The sequence below is a fragment of the Gilvimarinus sp. 1_MG-2023 genome (assembly GCF_030548285.1).
This window is the reverse complement of the sequence record NZ_JAUOSC010000013.1, coordinates 35,619-53,222: the sequence shown is the minus strand read 5'-3', so window position 1 is coordinate 53,222 and position 17,604 is coordinate 35,619. Positions and strand designations below refer to the sequence as shown.

The 17,604-nt window shown below is 52.0% G+C and carries 15 protein-coding genes; 7 read left to right on the top strand and 8 right to left on the bottom strand.

From position 1 onward, the window contains the following. Nucleotides 1-27: 27 nt before the first annotated feature. From Q4563_RS13290 to pomA, 3 genes are all read right to left on the bottom strand, one after another. On the bottom strand, nt 28-1,431 hold the full coding sequence (locus Q4563_RS13290; RefSeq protein WP_303604813.1) for an MFS transporter: 1,404 nt from the start codon (nt 1,429-1,431) through the stop codon (nt 28-30). Nucleotides 1,432-1,839: 408 nt separating this feature from the next. Further along, complete coding sequence (locus Q4563_RS13285; RefSeq protein WP_215975740.1) at nt 1,840-2,820, bottom strand: flagellar motor protein MotB; 981 nt, start codon at nt 2,818-2,820, stop codon at nt 1,840-1,842. A 14-nt stretch (nt 2,821-2,834) separates the two neighbouring features. Further along, a complete protein-coding gene (pomA, locus tag Q4563_RS13280; protein WP_215975739.1) occupies nt 2,835-3,599 on the bottom strand; it encodes a flagellar motor protein PomA in 765 nt (254 codons plus the stop codon). A gap of 194 nt (nt 3,600-3,793) precedes the next feature. On the opposite strand from pomA, the gene Q4563_RS13275 reads away from it, so the two are divergent. The 3 genes from Q4563_RS13275 to dxs are packed head-to-tail and all read left to right on the top strand — an operon-like array spanning nt 3,794 to nt 6,846. Then, the gene (locus tag Q4563_RS13275; protein ID WP_215975738.1) at nt 3,794-4,036 is read left to right on the top strand and encodes an exodeoxyribonuclease VII small subunit; all 243 of its coding nucleotides are present in this window, start codon (nt 3,794-3,796) and stop codon (nt 4,034-4,036) included. Further along, on the top strand, nt 4,036-4,920 hold the full coding sequence (locus Q4563_RS13270; protein ID WP_303604812.1) for a polyprenyl synthetase family protein: 885 nt from the start codon (nt 4,036-4,038) through the stop codon (nt 4,918-4,920). Before Q4563_RS13275 ends, Q4563_RS13270 begins: the two co-directional genes overlap by 1 nt. Nucleotides 4,921-4,962: 42 nt before the next feature. Beyond that, entirely contained in the window at nt 4,963-6,846 is a 1,884-nt protein-coding gene (dxs, locus tag Q4563_RS13265) for a 1-deoxy-D-xylulose-5-phosphate synthase (protein WP_215975736.1), read from the top strand. Nucleotides 6,847-6,893: 47 nt separating this feature from the next. Here the strand turns inward: dxs and Q4563_RS13260 are convergent, their stop codons facing one another. Both Q4563_RS13260 and Q4563_RS13255 read right to left on the bottom strand, forming a co-directional pair. Then, entirely contained in the window at nt 6,894-7,562 is a 669-nt protein-coding gene (locus tag Q4563_RS13260; protein WP_303604811.1) for a hypothetical protein, read from the bottom strand. Continuing rightward, nucleotides 7,559-8,878 carry an ammonium transporter gene (locus tag Q4563_RS13255; protein WP_215975734.1) on the bottom strand — a complete coding sequence of 440 codons (1,320 nt, stop codon included), beginning with the start codon at nt 8,876-8,878 and terminating at the stop codon, nt 7,559-7,561. Before Q4563_RS13255 ends, Q4563_RS13260 begins: the two co-directional genes overlap by 4 nt. Nucleotides 8,879-9,407: 529 nt before the next feature. Here Q4563_RS13255 and Q4563_RS13250 point away from each other — a divergent pair. The 3 genes from Q4563_RS13250 (at nt 9,408) to Q4563_RS13240 (ending at nt 12,744) form a co-directional block, all read left to right on the top strand. Next, a complete protein-coding gene (locus Q4563_RS13250; protein ID WP_303604810.1) occupies nt 9,408-10,586 on the top strand; it encodes a sensor histidine kinase in 1,179 nt (392 codons plus the stop codon). Next, on the top strand, nt 10,583-11,503 hold the full coding sequence (locus tag Q4563_RS13245; protein ID WP_303604809.1) for a response regulator: 921 nt from the start codon (nt 10,583-10,585) through the stop codon (nt 11,501-11,503). Before Q4563_RS13250 ends, Q4563_RS13245 begins: the two co-directional genes overlap by 4 nt. 83 nt (nt 11,504-11,586) lie before the next feature. Next, a complete protein-coding gene (locus Q4563_RS13240; protein WP_215975731.1) occupies nt 11,587-12,744 on the top strand; it encodes an AI-2E family transporter in 1,158 nt (385 codons plus the stop codon). Nucleotides 12,745-12,785: 41 nt separating this feature from the next. On the opposite strand, the gene Q4563_RS13235 is transcribed toward Q4563_RS13240, so the two are convergent. From Q4563_RS13235 to Q4563_RS13225, 3 genes are all read right to left on the bottom strand, one after another. After that, nucleotides 12,786-13,271, bottom strand: a complete 486-nt coding sequence (locus tag Q4563_RS13235) for a TspO/MBR family protein (protein ID WP_215975730.1) — start codon at nt 13,269-13,271, stop codon at nt 12,786-12,788. 63 nt (nt 13,272-13,334) lie between these two features. Continuing rightward, on the bottom strand, nt 13,335-14,312 hold the full coding sequence (locus Q4563_RS13230; RefSeq protein WP_215975729.1) for a DUF6635 family protein: 978 nt from the start codon (nt 14,310-14,312) through the stop codon (nt 13,335-13,337). A 251-nt stretch (nt 14,313-14,563) separates the two neighbouring features. Continuing rightward, on the bottom strand, nt 14,564-15,703 hold the full coding sequence (locus tag Q4563_RS13225) for a hypothetical protein (RefSeq protein ID WP_303604808.1): 1,140 nt from the start codon (nt 15,701-15,703) through the stop codon (nt 14,564-14,566). Nucleotides 15,704-16,260: 557 nt separating this feature from the next. Here Q4563_RS13225 and Q4563_RS13220 point away from each other — a divergent pair. Continuing rightward, nucleotides 16,261-17,556 (top strand): CmpA/NrtA family ABC transporter substrate-binding protein, encoded by a 1,296-nt coding sequence (locus Q4563_RS13220; RefSeq protein WP_303604834.1) that lies wholly within the window; start codon nt 16,261-16,263, stop codon nt 17,554-17,556. Nucleotides 17,557-17,604 lie beyond the last annotated feature (48 nt).

Below are 17,604 nucleotides of genomic sequence, written 5' to 3'. Positions count from 1 at the left end.
TGTTCTACCTGTTCCGACCGAGCGCACCTACCTCGAGCTTTCCTCCGACAGTCGCCCCCGCATAATTGAGACCAACAGCGCCAAAGCGACAAACGTCATGGATAACTCCAGAGCCTGCAAAAAAGTCGACAATATCGGCTGCGCGAGCGCTTTACTCAAGGTCCGCTCGCCAATATACGAATAAACGATTAAGTTAACCAAACTCATCCCGACCAAATTGCCGCTAACCCGTGCCAAATTTAACGTCGCCGAGGCGACGCCTGCCTCGGAGGCACTCACCGCCTGCATCGCCGCGTGATTATTGGGACTGGAGAAAAAACCAAACCCGACCCCGACTAACGCCAGTGCCACGCTGATATAGATAGCCGTACTTCCGAGCTGTAGTCGATGCAGCAGGTACAAGCCTAGCAATGTCATCACGCAACCCACTGAGGTTAATATTCGCGCCGAGATAAAATCGGCCAATTTACCCGCAAATGGTGCCACGCAGGCCATAGCTAAAGCCTGCGAGAGCATAACCTGCCCGGCATTGGCCGCACTCAACCCAAGTACATATTGTAAATACAGGCTGAGCAAAAAACCCAATGGGTAACTGGAGGCGTACATCAACACCGCTGCCACTAATGACAGGGAAAAGAACTTGGACTCTGTGAACATTTGCACACGAATCAGCGGCGCTTTAGAGCGCACTTGTAATACCACAAATCCAGTAAAAAACAGCACCGATGCTAACAAGGTCGCTATGCCTTGCCAGCTCGGCAGATGAGTAAAGCCTAATACTAATGTCACCGCCCACGCCGCCAACAGTAAAGCGCCCGGCCAATCGAAACGCCCTCCACTGGCCTCGCGCCATTCATCAGTAACGCGCCAATACGACAGTGCCAGTACCACCGCAACCAGCGGCAAAGGCATTAAGAACACATAGCGCCACCCCCAAAACTGGGTAACCCATCCCCCTAAAGCGGGCGCCAGCGTTAAACCTAAGTAGATACAGGCGGCGTTTAACCCCAGAGGCAAACCTCGACGGTGAGACGGAAAAACTGAGATTAGCATGGCCATACTGGTCGCGAAGATCATCGCCGAGCCGGTGCCCTGCATAAATCTCATGGCGAGCAACCACAACATATCAGTAGCAAAAAAAGCGCTGATGCCGGCGAGAGCATTAATTACTATGCCCAACTGAAAAACACGCTTTCTGCCCCAAATGTCGGCCAGCTTACCAGCGGGTAGCATGCAGACGATATTGGCCACCAAGACGGCGGTGGGAATCCAGCTGACCAAAATACCATTGGCCGACAGCTCTTCGGCCAAGGCTGGTATCGCCACATTGACAGAGGCCATGCCCAGCGGGGCAATAAAAGCACCCAAACAGACCATAATCAGCACTGACCAGCGCGAAGTCGACTCATCTGGATTGGATGTTTGTCTCACAAAACCCCATCGTGCAGTTATAAAACGGACAACCACAAAAAAGCCGGCGCTGCGCTATGCATAACACCGGCTTTTTATTGTGATTTTTTAGTCGTTCTATTTAACCATACTCTGGGCGGGTTGCGGGGAAATCTACCTCTACGGCTCCATACCACCTTAGCAAACGACAAGATAAACCGGCACTTATCGGCCCCAGAAAAGAAAAACCCTACAACAAGGGGGCCTGTTGTAGGGTTCTGCAGGATGGAGTCCAGCCTTGGGCTCATTGATGGCGAGATCCGTCTACTCCTTGCCTCACGTCCATATGTCTTAGTCCTTGGTTAAATTATGGCAAGGTCGAGGGAATAAAAAAAGGCGCCATTGTCACTAGCATTTGTAGGATATGTCTCACAAAATCCTCGGCACACTTTAGAATACCTCCTCCGGATCCAGGTCGAATAAGTACTGGGGTTCTATATCCAGATTTCGGATAATGTCATCCCCTTCCTCTTGCAGCAGCTCCATATCTTGCGGCGCCAGCTCCGCCTGCAGACCTTGCCGAATCACAATTTCCACCCGGCGATTGCGAGCTCGGCTTGCGGCGCTGTCGTTAGCCGCCAGCGGTCTAACGTCGGCAAATCCGGACACCTCAAAGCGCCCAGGTTGTAAATAACCACCGCGCATTAACTGCGATGCCACCGAGGCGGCCCGCATAGCGGATAAATCCCAATTAGAGCGAAATTGCGACGAGCTAATGGGCACGCTATCCGTGTGTCCCTGGACTTGAATGCGCCCAGGCTTCAGCATCAATACAGCGCGAATTTCGTCGATAACGTCGTAATAATCAGGCGCTAGGCGAGCCGAGCCCGACTCAAATGAACCTTTCTCACGGATGCGAATAATAATTTGTCGGCCTTCGGTTTCGATCTCAAGTTCACCGTTAGCGATTTGCTCTTCCAGCTTACTGGCCAGCTCCGCAGCGTCTTGGCGGGTTTGCTCTACCAAGCCCTCGATGATTTTTTGCAGCCGGTCTTTGGCGCTGTCATCGACATTGGGCTCACCGCGCTCAATGTCGTACTCTTCGGCGTCGCGCACCTCCAGACTCATTTTGGTAATGTCTTGGGTGCGCTGATAAATCTCGGTGATCGGGGTCGGGTCGGGCTTGCCCGGACTAAACTCCTGGGCAATGATGCTGGTGCCTTTGGGTATTTCGTTGACGTTAATCTGAGCTTGGACCCCAAACGCCTGGGCAAGAGAGCCCGCCAGGCGGCGAAATTTCATCGCGTCCATCTCGGAAAATGAAAGCAGCAGTACGAAAAAGCACATCAGCAGCGACATTAGATCGCCAAAGGTCGCCAACCAAGCCGGGAGGCCGGGGGGACATTCGCATTCGTTCTCTTCTTCATCCATTGTCGCTACTCCCGCTACTCCGCCGCATCGGCGACTTCGCGTTTACGCTCCGGCAAATAGGTGCGCAAAATAGTGTCGATCACCCGTGGGTTCTGGCCATTTTGAATAGCCAGCAAACCGTCGATGATCATACTTTTAATCAAATACTCTTCCGTCGCGCGCAGCTTTAACTTATCGGCTATGGGCAGGGCAATGGCATTGGCAATGACGGCACCGTAAAGAGTGGTCAGCAAAGCCACGGCCATGGCCGGGCCAATCGCCTTCGGGTCATCCATATTCGCCAGCATAGCCACCAGACCGATCAGCGTCCCGATCATCCCCATGGCCGGCGCCACGTCCCCCATGGAGGCGAAAATTGAAGAGCCCAAGGTGTGGCGTTTTTCCGCGAGCGAACGATCTTTAGATAGCATCGTACGCACCACATCGGGGTCGTGACCATCCACCAGCAATTGAATGCCCTTTTGCAGAAAGCCGTTGGTCACCTCTTTGCCTTCCAGCGATAACAAGCCACCTTTACGTGCCGCATCGGCCAGATCGACGATTTCATCGATCATATCCAACGGATCGTCCAGCTTATTGCTAAAGCTTTTTCCGGCGACTTTAAACGCACTTAAAAACTGGCCCAAACCATATTTGGCCATCACCGCAAAGATACTCCCCCCGACCACAATCACCAGAGACGGGGCATTGACGAACATACCGACTTCGCCCGACATAAACATCGCGGTGACGATCAGGGCGAGGGCCCCCAACAGCCCAATTAGTGTTGCTAAATCCACACCTTACTCCTTAACGGCCTCTGGATATATTGACATACTTACCATCTATTCTAGCCGCAAACCACTGTCGACAGTAAAAATAAAAAACAGCTCTAAAAGCGTTATAATAAGCCCACATTCATGGGATACACCCTACTTATCGGCCACAAGCCCTTAACATTAAGGACGCAATCCCCCAAGTAACAGGTTTAGTTATGCCCGCAACCAAAAAAAAAGTCGAGCTGGAGACTTCTCTACAAGAGCTAGAAAGCATTGTCAGCCAAATGGAGTCCGGCGAGCTATCACTGGAGCAATCACTGAAAGCTTTTGAGCAAGGCATAAAACTAACCCGCGAATGCCAACAGCGCCTAACCGATGCCGAAACACAGGTAAAACTGCTGCTTGAGCAAAATGGCGAATTAACCCTCAACGATTTTGACCAGCCGGAAACACTATAATGTCCGCCTACGCAGACTTTTCAAAGGCGGTTCGAGCGCGTATTGATCGGGCTCTCACCCAAGCCATCCCCACAACTCGCGACAACCCCCTCAGCGACGCCATGCACTACGCCTTGGCCGGCGGCGGTAAACGTATTCGCCCACTGTTGGTATTTGCCGGTTTTTATGCCGTCAGCGCCGAGCGAGACCACTCCGCTCTCGACCACTTGGCCTGCGCCATTGAAGCGATTCACGCTTACAGCTTGGTGCACGACGATCTGCCCGCTATGGACGATGACGACTTACGCCGCGGCAAACCAACCTGCCACATTGCTTTCGATGAGGCGACCGCTATTCTCACCGGCGACGCTCTGCAAACGCTGGCTTTTGAATTACTGGCTCAAGCCCCCGAGGTCAGCGCGACTACCCGCATCAGCTTAATCCAAACCCTCGCCCAAAGTGCTGGCGCGCGCGGTATGGTACTGGGGCAAGCCATCGATTTGGCCGCCGTCAACCAAACCCTGACTCTGGCTCAGCTTGAGCATATGCACCGCTGCAAGACCGGTGCACTCATTGACGCCAGCGTCGCCATGGGTGCTCAGTTGGGTGCAGCCACTCATGCTCACTTAGCGGCTTTGGCTCGCTACAGTCGCGCACTGGGGCTGGCCTTTCAGGTGCAAGACGACATTCTCGACATCACCTCCGACACTCAAACACTAGGCAAACAACAAGGTGCGGATCAAGCTCGCAACAAGCCTACTTATGTCTCGCTGCTGGGGCTGGAAGCGGCTCAAGAAAAAGCCCGCGAACTGCAACAAGAAGCGCTCTCCAGTCTCACCCAGTTACCGGGCAACACCCAAGCTTTACACCTAATTGCGCAATATGTGGTTGAGCGTGAACACTAGTGGCGCCTACAATGGCACGTTTGCGATAACCGACGTACCCAAATGCTGAACGAAATACCTCAAACGCGCCCGGCAACACCGTTGCTTGACCGCATCGACTCCCCCGCTGATTTGCGTGAGCTCACCGAAAAAGAGCTGCCCAAACTGGCAGAAGAGTTGCGCGCCTTTCTTTTGTACAGCGTCGGGCAAACCGGCGGGCATTTTGGTGCTGGCCTCGGCGTGGTCGAGCTGACCATTGCTCTGCATTACATTTACAACACCCCCGAAGACCGCCTCGTGTGGGATGTGGGCCACCAAACCTATCCCCATAAAATCCTCACCGGCCGCCGTGAGCAGTTGCTCACCATGCGCCAAGAGGGCGGCCTATCCGGCTTTCCCAAGCGCGAAGAGAGCGAATACGACACCTTTGGGGTGGGCCACTCCAGCACCTCTATCAGTGCGGCCTTAGGTATGGCGCTGGCCGGGGGAGAGCGCAAATGTGCTGCGATAATCGGCGATGGCGCCATGACCGCCGGCATGGCCTTTGAGGCGCTCAACCACGCCGCCCACACCGATGCTGACCTACTGGTCATTCTCAATGACAACAATATGTCGATCTCGCCCAATGTCGGCGGTCTGGCCACGTATTTATCTAAGATTTGGGGCAGTAAGTTTTACAACTCTCTGCGCGAGGGTAGCAAGCAAGTGCTCACCAAAATTCCATCGGCGTGGGAGTTTGCCCGGCGCACCGAGGAGCACTTTAAAGGGTTTGTCTCACCGGGCACTTTATTCGAAGAGCTGGGGTTTAATTACATCGGTCCCATCGACGGTCACGACCTGCCATCTCTTGTGCGCTATTTACGCAATCTGCGCAGTGTCAAAGGCCCAAAACTGTTGCACCTTATCACCCAAAAAGGCAAAGGTTTCGAGCCCGCCGAGCTAGACCCGGTCGGCTACCATGCACTGAACAAGCTCGAACCCGCACCGAAAAAACCCGTCCCCAACCGGCCCAAGTTTCAAGCTGTATTTGGCCAGTGGCTGTGCGATATGGCGGCGGTGGAACCGCGCTTGGTGGGCATCACCCCGGCCATGTGTGAAGGCTCCGGCATGGTGGAGTTTGCCGAGCAATACGCAGAACGCTTCTACGATGTCGCTATTGCAGAGCAGCATGCGGTAACCCTAGCGGCAGGCTTAGCCTGTGAAGGCCAAAAGCCGGTAGTGGCAATTTACTCTACTTTCTTACAGCGTGCTTACGACCAATTAATTCACGACGTTGCCCTGCAACAGTTAGATGTCACCTTTGCCATTGACCGAGCGGGCTTGGTCGGTGAAGACGGCGCCACCCACGCCGGCAGTTTTGATATCTCTTTTTTACGCTGCATTCCCAATATGGTACTCGCCACGCCTTCGGACGAAAACGAGTGCCGACAACTGCTGTACACCTGCTTCCAGCACCAGGGGCCAAGCGCGGTGCGCTACCCCCGAGGGCGCGGTGCCGGCACTGCAATTGAACAAGCCATGAACGCCCTGCCAATTGGCAAGGGCATTATCAAGCGACAGGGCACCAGCGCCGCGCTACTATGTTTTGGCACCTTGGCCACTTGCGCGCAAAAAGTCGCCGCCGAGCTGGGCTTAACCCTGTGCGATATGCGTTTTGTGAAACCGCTTGATACTGAATTGATCGATCAGCTAGCCCGCGACCATAACCTACTGGTAACACTGGAGGAGAACGCCATCGCCGGTGGAGCGGGCTCCGCAGTCACCGAATATTTGCACAGCCAGCAAAACACGACATCGGTGTTACAACTCGGCTTGGCCGATGAGTTTGTCGGCCACGCCAGCCAAGCCGACCAATTAGCCAGCCAGGGACTGGACGCACAAGGCATAAAAAGTGCCATCAACCAAAGACTCGATCAACTTGGCTGGCGCCACTTAGGGGGCCTTTGAGTTAGCTCACCGGCGTTAACTGTTGCAACAATGAACGCCAGCACAAGCTATAAGAAACGCCGAATATCTCGCACACAATTGGGGTGGTAGCGCTCGAGCCACTCGACACTGCGCTCCAACATATCATCTGCCTGTACCGGGCCGAACAACTCACACATCACCACATAGAGCTGATTCACCACGCGCCGAATTTCAGGCGAGGCGCATACCACCGAAAACGACTTGCTCGCACCATCGCTATCAAACCAACTCCGCAGGCGTGTTTTCAAGGCGGGGTTTAACGGCATGTCGGCCAAACGAACCAAAAAATTTAACCGAAATTGCAAAAAAATATTACTGGGCATAACCGTTTCTAGCGCCACTAAAAAATGCTCAAACACTTTATCTAACCGCTCGGGATACTCGCGTGGGGCACTTTCGCGAACCGACAAATCTTTCATCACACCGATTGAGGGTGCGGGGTCTGGCAAAAGTGTCTGTGAGCTCGGATCTTGGCTGAGGTTTAATAAGGCGCGGATGACTTCTTTGCGCGGACCCAAATTGCTAGCCAACATCGATAACTTACCCACATACTCATTCAGGGCAAAAACCGGCTTATCAGCGTACTGTTGCTCCCACAACTGAAACGCTTTAGCCAGTTCTTCGCCCTGCAAAAAACCAGACAAAGCCGTGTAAACAATGCGCCGCTTTTGTATTTGCACTGGGGTGGCACTCATCGTTCGAGCACCTCCAGTGTTTTCTCGTTATAAGCGTTGCCTTTAGTAAACTCAGGATACCCCAGCTCAGCATGCTCAGTAATATCTAAGCCGCGCTGCTCATGCAAAGGCTCGGCCCGCAGCGGCATCACCCAATTAACCAATCCGTAGATAATTAAAGATCCTACAAAGGCCCACAAGAAGCAGGTCAGTACTCCTATGCACTGTACAATCACTAACTCTATTGAAAGCATATCTTCGGCATAAAACAAACCGGCGGCAATGGTGCCCCAGGCACCGGCAAAACCATGCACAGGGATCGCCCCCACCACATCGTCAACTCGCATTTTTAACAATAAACGAGATCCATACACCACCACTAAGCCTGCTATCAACCCGGTCACAACCGCAAACAATGGGTCCATAGTGGCGCAACCGGCAGTGATACTGACCAAGCCACCTATCGAGCCGTTTACCACCTGCTCCACCAATATGGGTTTACGCCCCAGCGCACAAGCTAATAGCGCCCCGGCGGCCCCGGCACAGGCGGCCAAATGAGTATTTAGATTAATTAGGCCAATAGAAACATCCGCCCCTAAAGTACTCCCCCCATTAAAGCCAAACCAACCAAACCAGAGAATAAAGCCGCCCATGGCCACATAGCTTAAGTTATGGCCCGGAATTCGGTGCACACGCCCTTCGCTGTCAAAGCGACCGATTCGCGGCCCCACCACTAAAGCCCCCGCAAGCGCAACCCAGGCACCCAGCGAATGCACGACCGTTGACCCGGCAAAGTCAATAAAGCCGAGCTCGGCGAGCCAGCCGGTTCCCTCAAAGGCACTGCCCCACGCCCAACTGCCAAATACCGGATAGAGAAATCCCATCACCACACAGGCGGCTACTAAGTAAGCATTAAACCGGGTTCGCTCAGCCATAGTACCGCTGGCTATGGTTGCAGCTGTGGCGGCAAACATGGCCTGAAACAATACGACCGACCAGTCCCACTCCAAGTCAGGGTTTAACAAGAAGTGGTCGGTCCCCCAAAAACCTGTTGGGTTAGCACCAAACATCAGGCCAAACCCAACCAGACAAAACACCAACGAACCTACACAGACATCTGCGTAGTTTTTCATTATGACATTAACTGTATTTTTGGCGCGCGACATACCACTTTCAAGCAAGGCAAAACCCGCTTGCATAAAAAACACGAGAGCGGCAGCAACAATAATCCAGACAGTATCAACGGAGGTTTGCGAGGCGACCGAGTCAGCCGCCAGCGCAGGACAAACACACAGCAGCAACACAGCGCTGAGCAGTGGGGACAGTACATTCTTCATGGGCATTCTCTTAGTTTTTCTCATGGCCGGCTTGGTTTTTTGACGCCGGTTGTACCACCGTGTGTTATACGATGGTGCAATTATGATTTTGCTCTCGCTTTAACGCATTTTGCGTGCCACTGTACTTTTTTTCTTACCTCTTAATAACTTGCAAGTGATTGGCGGATTTCCCGCTCAATCTAGTCAGCGTTGACACCAAAACCCCGCACCAATGCAGAGCAAATGCATCACCTCATGCGCCAATCCTGCACTACAGTGGCTTTGCCAGAGAGCATTCACTTGCCTGTCATATTGAGCCTTCACACTGCTCAATATTTCGGCATTGATGCTCACAGAGATACACCCACTACAGCGAGCGTGTATTGCCTATTAGAGATCATTTTAAGGATTGAAAATGAACATTGCCGTCTCCTACCAACGGGTTCGCGACCTAGCCGTATCCGTTGAGCCGCTAACCCCGCAAACACGCATTAAAGATGTTGCCGACCTGTTTTAGTCGGAAGATTATCGGGCACTGCTGTGTCTGCCCGTGGTCACTGCGGGTCAGGTAGCCGGCACCATTTCCCGCTATGCGATTATGCGGATATTTTTGCAGTCCTACGGACGCGAAATTTACGGCTCCCGGCCGGTGGGTGACTTTATGAACAAAGAGCCGCTGCTCATTGACATCAATACCGATATCGAAGAGGCCAGCCGCTATGTTCACGCCCACATCGACAACCCTATCACCGAAGACTTTGTGATCATCACCGGCGAAAACCAGTACTACGGCATGGGAATGGTTCTGTCGCTGTTGGAGCTGCTTGAAAAGCGCGCCGAGATACGCAACCGCGCCCTACAAACGGCCAACCATCGTCTTAAATCGTCGCAAGCTCATTTGATTCAATCGGAAAAAATGGCCTCGCTCGGTCAGATGGTCGCCGGCGTTGCGCACGAGATAAATACGCCACTGGGTTATGTGCAATCCAATGTAGAACTGGCGGCAAGCTTGCAAGAACACATTGAGCAATTGACCCAAAGCAACCAAGCGCTGGTAGCCGCCCTTCTCGCCGATGAGCCAAACGACGAGACCATCACTCAGGCCATTAGCGTCAACGCCGCAAGCATCAACGAGACGGTTGATCAAGGTATGATTGAGGATTTGCGCACACTGGTAGCCGACAGCCTGCACGGACTGGATCAAATCGGGGAGCTGGTGGGCAACCTGAAAAACTTTGCCCGCATTGATCATATTAAAATGTCAGAGGTCGATCTCAATGACTGCATCGATAGCGCTCTAAATATTGGCCGCAATATCATTAAACAAAAAGCGCAGGTGATAAAAGACTACCAAGACGGCACTGTGATCGAGTGCGTATCCTCGCAAATCAATCAGGTTCTGCTCAACATTCTTACCAACGCCGCCCAGGCCATCGACAACTGGGGCAAAATTAAAGTTAAAACACGCGTGCGCAATGACTGCGTCGATATTCATATTCTCGACAATGGGCGCGGCATGCCAGAGGCCGTGCGCAAAAAGATTTTTGATCCCTTTTTTACCACCAAAAAAGTGGGGGAAGGCACTGGTCTGGGGTTGTCGATTTCCTACCAGATCATTCAACAGCACAAGGGCGTCATCAATGTGCGCTCGGTTGAGGGCAAAGGCACTGAATTTGTCATCCGCTTACCTAAAACGCAAAGCTCGCAATCCACGGAGGAGCCAATATGACGGCAGCTAAGCCCACCTTATTGTTTGTCGACGACGAAAGTCGTATTTTAAGGACGATGGAGATGGCCTTTCGACGCGACTATAACGTGCTTACCTCAAGCGACGGCCGCGACGCATTGGAGCTATTAAAAAACCACGCGGTCGATGTCATCATCTCGGACCAGCGCATGCCAATGATGACCGGAGTAGAAGTATTGCGCGGTGCACGGGATATATCCCCCGGCACAGTTCGCATTCTGCTTACAGGCTACGCCGAGCTTGCCAGCATCGTCGGCTCTATTAACGATGGCGAAATCTTCCGCTACATACAAAAACCCTGGCACCTGATCGAATTGCGCAAAACCCTGGACGAAGCCGTGGCCATCGCCCGGGAAACAAAACAGGCCATTGCTGAGCCCGCAAAAGCCAAACCGAATGCCGGCGACATTGTGGTGCTGCACAGCAAGAAAGCCATGGCCCAGCTTATTGCCAAGGAGAATCCCGAGTATCGAGTCGGTTACGCCACCACTGTCAACGATGCGATGGAGCTATTGATTAAACACCCCAAAGCGATCTTACTGACTGATCTCATTTTACCCGAAGGGGACATTTCCGAAGCCTTGGCTCTAATGAAACAGCGCCGCCCCGAGCTAGTTGTTCTGGTGGTGACCGCCTTTTCCGACACCAACCATCTTATTAAGCTGATTAACCGCGCCCAGGTGTTTCGGGTACTGCCTATGCCTTTATCGCGCCGTATGCTGTACGACAGCATCAACTCAGCGCTCAAACACCGTCAATCCCTGCAAGACAAGCCTGCCTTGTTGAGTCGCCATAAAGTCGAGGCCAGCACCGATCCGACCCCTGAGCCGAGTACGAACCGCAGCCTTATGGGCAAAGTTCGCGGCTATTTGGAGCGGATGCGAACCAGCGCAGCATAACGGGCAATGCTGCCTTGATGGTCGGGGTGGCCTTCGCCCCGCCACTGCCTTATGATGCCCTTTTATCGACTCTGGGTAAGGATATGTCAGAACTTAAAAAGAATCTGGAAATTAAGTCGTTTCTCGCGCTACTGCTGATCGTATCGGCCGCTTTTCTCTGGATATTGCAGCCTTTTTTTGGCCCCATTTTTTGGGCCTGCGCTCTGGCGATTATTTTCCACCCCATCCAGACGCGTCTATTGAAAGGGCTTAATCACCGCCCCAATAGCCAAGCACTCATTACCCTGACCATGTGTTTGGTGATTGTGATTATTCCGGTGATATTTTTAATCAGCTCAGTAGTCACACAAGCGGCGGACTTGTATCAAAAAATAGAATCGGGTGAATTTGACCTAGCCGGGCGTATCGAACAATTTCAAAATGCTTACCCAGCGATCCAGCAGACGTTCGAACGCTTTGGCGTTAATTTTTCTGATTTAAAAAACCAGTCCGTCGACCTAGCCATGAACAGCGGCAAATTTATCGCCCAATACACCTTTGATATCGGCTCAAACGCGTTCAAATTTGTACTGGATTTCTGCTTAATGCTCTACCTCACCTTCTTTTTCTTACGCGATGGCAACAACATCAAAGAATTAATGGTGCGCGCCCTTCCCATGGGCGACACCCGCGAACGCCTATTATTCGCCAAATTTGCCGAAGTCACCCGCGCCACCGTCAAAGGTAACCTTGTGGTCGCCATGACTCAGGGCGCTCTAGGAGGGGTTATTTTCTGGATACTCGGCATTCCCGCCGCCCTACTGTGGGCAGTTGTCATGGCATTTGCCTCTTTGTTACCCGCCATAGGGGCCGCCATTATTTGGGGGCCGGTGGCAATTTACCTTTTAGCCACAGGAAGTTACATACAAGGGATTATTTTGGTGGGCTTCGGCGCCGGTGTCATCGGGTTGGTCGACAACTTACTGCGCCCCATCTTAGTCGGCCGCGACACCAAACTGCCCGATTACATCGTACTGCTCTCAACCCTGGGCGGTATGGCGCTGTTTGGCATTAATGGTTTTGTGATTGGTCCCTTAATCGCTGCTTTATTTATCGCTTTTTGGGGCATATTTATGCGCGAAATTAATGTGGATGAGGATTGGGATACACTCCTAATAGAAAACGATAGACCAGAAACAGAGGGAACCCTAGAGGCCAACACTCAGGCAGAAGGTTCTGCCAATGAAACAGACCAACCATAGCCTCTATAGCCTTATTAACTAAATAGTTTGCTAACCAAAGACTAGAGCAAGCCGGGGTTAAGCCGCCACACGGTGTAGTTTAAAACCCCGGCAAAACTCACCCATCCAACATACGGCGCCAACAACCAGGCAGCAGTTTTATCGAACCGCCTAAACTGCCACACCGTAGCAACAAGCAAACTCAATAGCACAACAATATCCAACAAGGCGGCCGCCCCCAACTGCCAGGCAAAAAACAGCCAGCTCCACAGCGCATTAACGGACAACTGCAACAAAAATAGCCATACTGCCGGTTGGCGCAGTGCGGGGGCGCGCACCCACACACGCCAGATGGCAACCGCCATCAGCGCGTAAAGTAAGGTCCACACCGGCCCAAACACATACCCCGGCGGCGCCCAAGCCGGCTGGCGCAACTCGCCATAGAACGCACCCGCATTCACTGACGCTAAGCCGCCGATAAAAGCCGCGGCAAAACACACAACCAGCCAAACGAGCAAACTTAACCCCTTAGCCTTTAGTAAAACCATATAACTCTCCTACTTAGAGTACAGTCATAACAAGAGTACGAAATCACCGTCGTTAAGATCACTCTAGCCCACCCCCTGTCGCGCGGCATCAATAATATCCATTAGACGAGCCAGATAGGCATCTTTGGGGCGGAAGCTGCCGCTGGTACTGGCTTTAATATCGCGTTCCAAAGCATCGAGCATTCGATAGAGCCGGCGCTGATGAATGCCCAATAGCGCCTGTACCGGATCGGATAACAGCCCGGAAAAGCAGGCCAAGACCGCAAACACCAACATTACACCCAAAGTAGACAGCACAACCAATTCGATACCCGGCGTAACCGGAAACAGGGCGTAGTACCACTGCCCCACGCCCTGACCTAGAAAGAAGTTCCAAGCCGCCAGGCGGTTGGCCAAAAAACCGGCCAGTGCAAAGCCGATGGCAATACCGCCCGGAGTGAATTTTTGCAAGGTAAATGCACCTGCGATGGTGGCAATAATTGTATTGCTAATATCCGCATTGGCGGTACGGGTTAAAGCGTATTGCGCCAATGCATCATTCAGGCTTTTTTCCAACAAAGCTTCTTGTTCATCCGGCAGCGAGTCCAAGTGCTCAGCCTCAACTATCGCTTCAACAATGCACTCGCGCAGCCGACTACTGCCAGATTCGCCATCGTCGCGGTCGCGCAATAGCAGGTCGCGCTCGGCACAGGCCATAAGGTACTGCTGAATCCGGGTACGCAGCCCCACAGGACAGTGACGCAATAACCTTGCCGGTTGTCGTAAACTGAGTTTATCTAGGCCCCAGGCAAGCAAGTGCGCCGCCAAGTAAAATGGCACCCACAAAAGATTGAGAGGCGAGCGCAGCATATCCCACCCCAAACCATGACGATTGGTACGCCAGGCGCCAGGATAGCAAAAGTGTCGACTTACAAAACTGGGCACGCGTGCCCGGCACTCGGCAAAATACTTCGCCACGCCGGCATGAATAGCGGCAATGAGAGCCTCCTGACTGGGCTGCTCAATAGTGCGAGAAGAGGTTGTGATCGGTGGGGTCGTCATGAACACTACTTTAGCATTAATTGGTCTGCGCAGGATGACAGCACAAAGCCATCCAGAGCGGGGGATGATCCGAGCCTTTGCGCCGCGCCACCATATTATTCACAAGTACCTTTATTAACGCCTCCGCATGTTTAGATGCTGTCGTTGCGTTTGCTCCTCGGTCATGACCAAACGGCACTTCCCGCTCAAACAATGCCTGAACCATTCTTTGCTCTGTTACACGGGGGGTGACCTATTAAGCAAAATATTGGCTACAACTGACTAATCGCCTGGCGGTGTTTGTCTTCATCTCCCAGATTTTGGTAAATATCCGCGGCCAATCGGTAAAAACGCTTTTCATTGGGCTGACTCCGAATCGCAGCTTCAATTTTAAGCGCCGCCTGTTCATAGGACTCATCCTCAAACAGCTCGGAGGCAATTAGGTACTGATAATAAGGGTTTCTATCCCGATACAGATTGGCAAGATCCGACAAGTGGCGGTGCTGTGAGAGTTGCCCTGCATACAAATAAAGCTGGCTTAAGTTCATGATGGCGGTAAGATCCTCGGCATTGAGCTCCAGAGCTCTTAGGTAGAGCGCTTCGGCCAGTTCAGTATGTCCTTCACTCGAGTACAAAGCCGCCAAATTATTCCACAGATAGCTTTGTTTAGGTGCGAGCGTTAATGCTCGTCTCAAATAGACAAAACGCTTTGCCAAGGTTTCGCGGCTCGCTGGTAATACCATCGCCCGATTATTATAAAACTGAGCGACCGCGATATTGTCGTCAATTGTTCTTTGGGGGTAGTAGCTGCGATAGCTCTCCATATCCAGATCGACAATCATGTCGTCACGATTAAACTTCAGGTCCACACGAGTGTTTACATGGCGTATCAGTTGAACCCTGTCATTCGACAGATTCCAGGCTGGTGGAATGGTGACATCATTTATCTTCGCATCTAAACCGACATGTCGGGCCAAGCTAGCAAACAGAAGCGAAAAGCTCAAACAGTTGGCTTCGCGCAGGCGAAAAGAGTCCCTAGGGCTATGGGTCGCGGAACTTTGATAACGAATACCCATGCCACCGGCAGATTCCGGCAGCAGCAGCGCCTTATGCAGAGCCTCCACTTTTTGGTCTTGATACCTACTTCCTGCCACACTTCGCTCCGCAAAACGCTGCATCGCCGGTGTGAGCTTTAACAATGGCTTCTCAACTTCAACATAAACCCCTTGCACATCAACGCCTAAGATTTGCCCAGAAAGGGCCGTATCAATCAGCGGCTGCGGCGCCGGGGCCAGGTTGGCAGAAATCCGTGAGCCAGCGCTGCTGCAACCGGTAATAGCCAAGGCTATCAGCGGACCAATCAAGAGCCTTCCCGTCAAACTAACTAAGCGCTGCAGTTGTTTTTCCTTCATTGCCCAACCTCCATGACTTCTTTGAAGTATAGCCGTTGACGGCAAATTGCATTGGAAACCTCTCACTTTGCGCACCGTAATGAACCTCCGCGCACACCAATTGCACCAACACACCACCAAAACCACCACAAAAAAATGCACAGCAAGGATACTTTTTTATGCATCGCAATTTTTTCAATGAGCCACAAGTGTGCATAAGAGTGTATTACGCCCTAAACCCTATGTCATTAAACGTCAACACTGCACGGTTTTGGGCAATTCCAGTTTTGGCACGGCCTTTGAAACTATCGACCTGAACTTTGATGAAACATTTTTCAAAATAAACGACAAATTCTTTAGCGCGAGGCCGATGCAAACAACTTAAAAAGTAACGGAGCATTAAGCGCTACCGTTGCCGTGCTAGTAACGAATTAAATTAAACACCCTTGGGAATTAGGAGATTAACGATGGAAAATCGACTGGTAAAAAAGACATATTTAATAAGCATAGGGCACTGGCTTACACCTTTGAAGAACATCATTCTTGGCGTCGCAGTTTTATCTGCCTCTGTGCATGCCATGGCACTGGGAGAGCCAGAAAAGGAAGACCTTAAGTTCGGCTTTATTAAACTGACCGATATGGCGCCATTAGCAATCGCGTTAGAGAACGGATACTTTGAGGACGAAGGGCTTTTTGTTGAACTGGAAGCGCAAGCAAACTGGAAAGTGTTGTTGGATCGAGTCATCACTGGCGAGCTTGACGGCGCCCATATGCTGGCGGGACAACCCTTAGCGGCAACCATTGGCTATGGCACCAAAGCTCATATCATTACCCCCTTCTCAATGGATTTAAACGGCAACGGCATAACCGTTTCCAATACCATATGGGAGCAGATGAAACCACATATCCCCAAACAAGCTGACGGCAAACCCGTCCACCCAATTAAGGCCGATGCGCTAAAGCCGGTGGTAGAAAAATACCAACAGGAGGGCAAGCCGTTTAATTTGGGAATGGTTTTTCCCGTATCCACCCACAATTATGAGTTGCGCTACTGGTTAGCGGCCGGCGGTATTCATCCTGGATTTTACGCCCCACACAAAGGGGATACTTCCGGACAATTACAGGCGGATGCTTTGCTCAGCGTGACACCTCCTCCACAGATGCCTTCCACCATGGAAGCCGGCACTATTTACGGCTACTGTGTGGGTGAACCTTGGAACCAGCAAGCTGTTTTTAAAGGTATTGGCGTTCCGGTTATCACCGACTATGAGATTTGGAAAAACAATCCGGAAAAAGTGTTTGGCATTACCGCTGAATTTGCCGAGAAGTACCCCAACACCACAATCAGGCTGACCAAAGCGTTAATCCATGCGGCCAAATGGTTGGATGAGAACAACAACGCCAACCGTCCTGAGGCGGTAAAAATTCTGTCTAAACCCTACTATGTCGGGGCAGATGCGGAAGTCATTGCCAACTCTATGACCGGCACTTTTGAATACGAAAAAGGTGACAAACGCTCCGTGCCCGATTTCAATGTATTCTTCCGCTACAACGCCACCTACCCTTATTACTCTGACGCGATTTGGTATCTCACCCAAATGCGTCGCTGGGGTCAAATTGCCGAGCATAAAGACGACAACTGGTACTTCGAAACCGCCCAAAAAGTCTATCGCCCTGACCTTTATCAACAAGCCGCTCATTCGCTCATTAAAGAGGGCGAAATCAGTGCGGAGCAATTCCCGGACTTTGCGAGCGAGACCGGCTTTAAAGGCCCACAGCCAGACTTTATCGACGGTATTACCTACGACGGCAGCAAACCTACCGAGTACCTGGAAACGCTCGACATCGGTTTAAAAGCGACCGACTCTCTTTAATTTTTATTGACGCTCAATTTACGTTTTGAGCATGGCGCCACCCTGTGG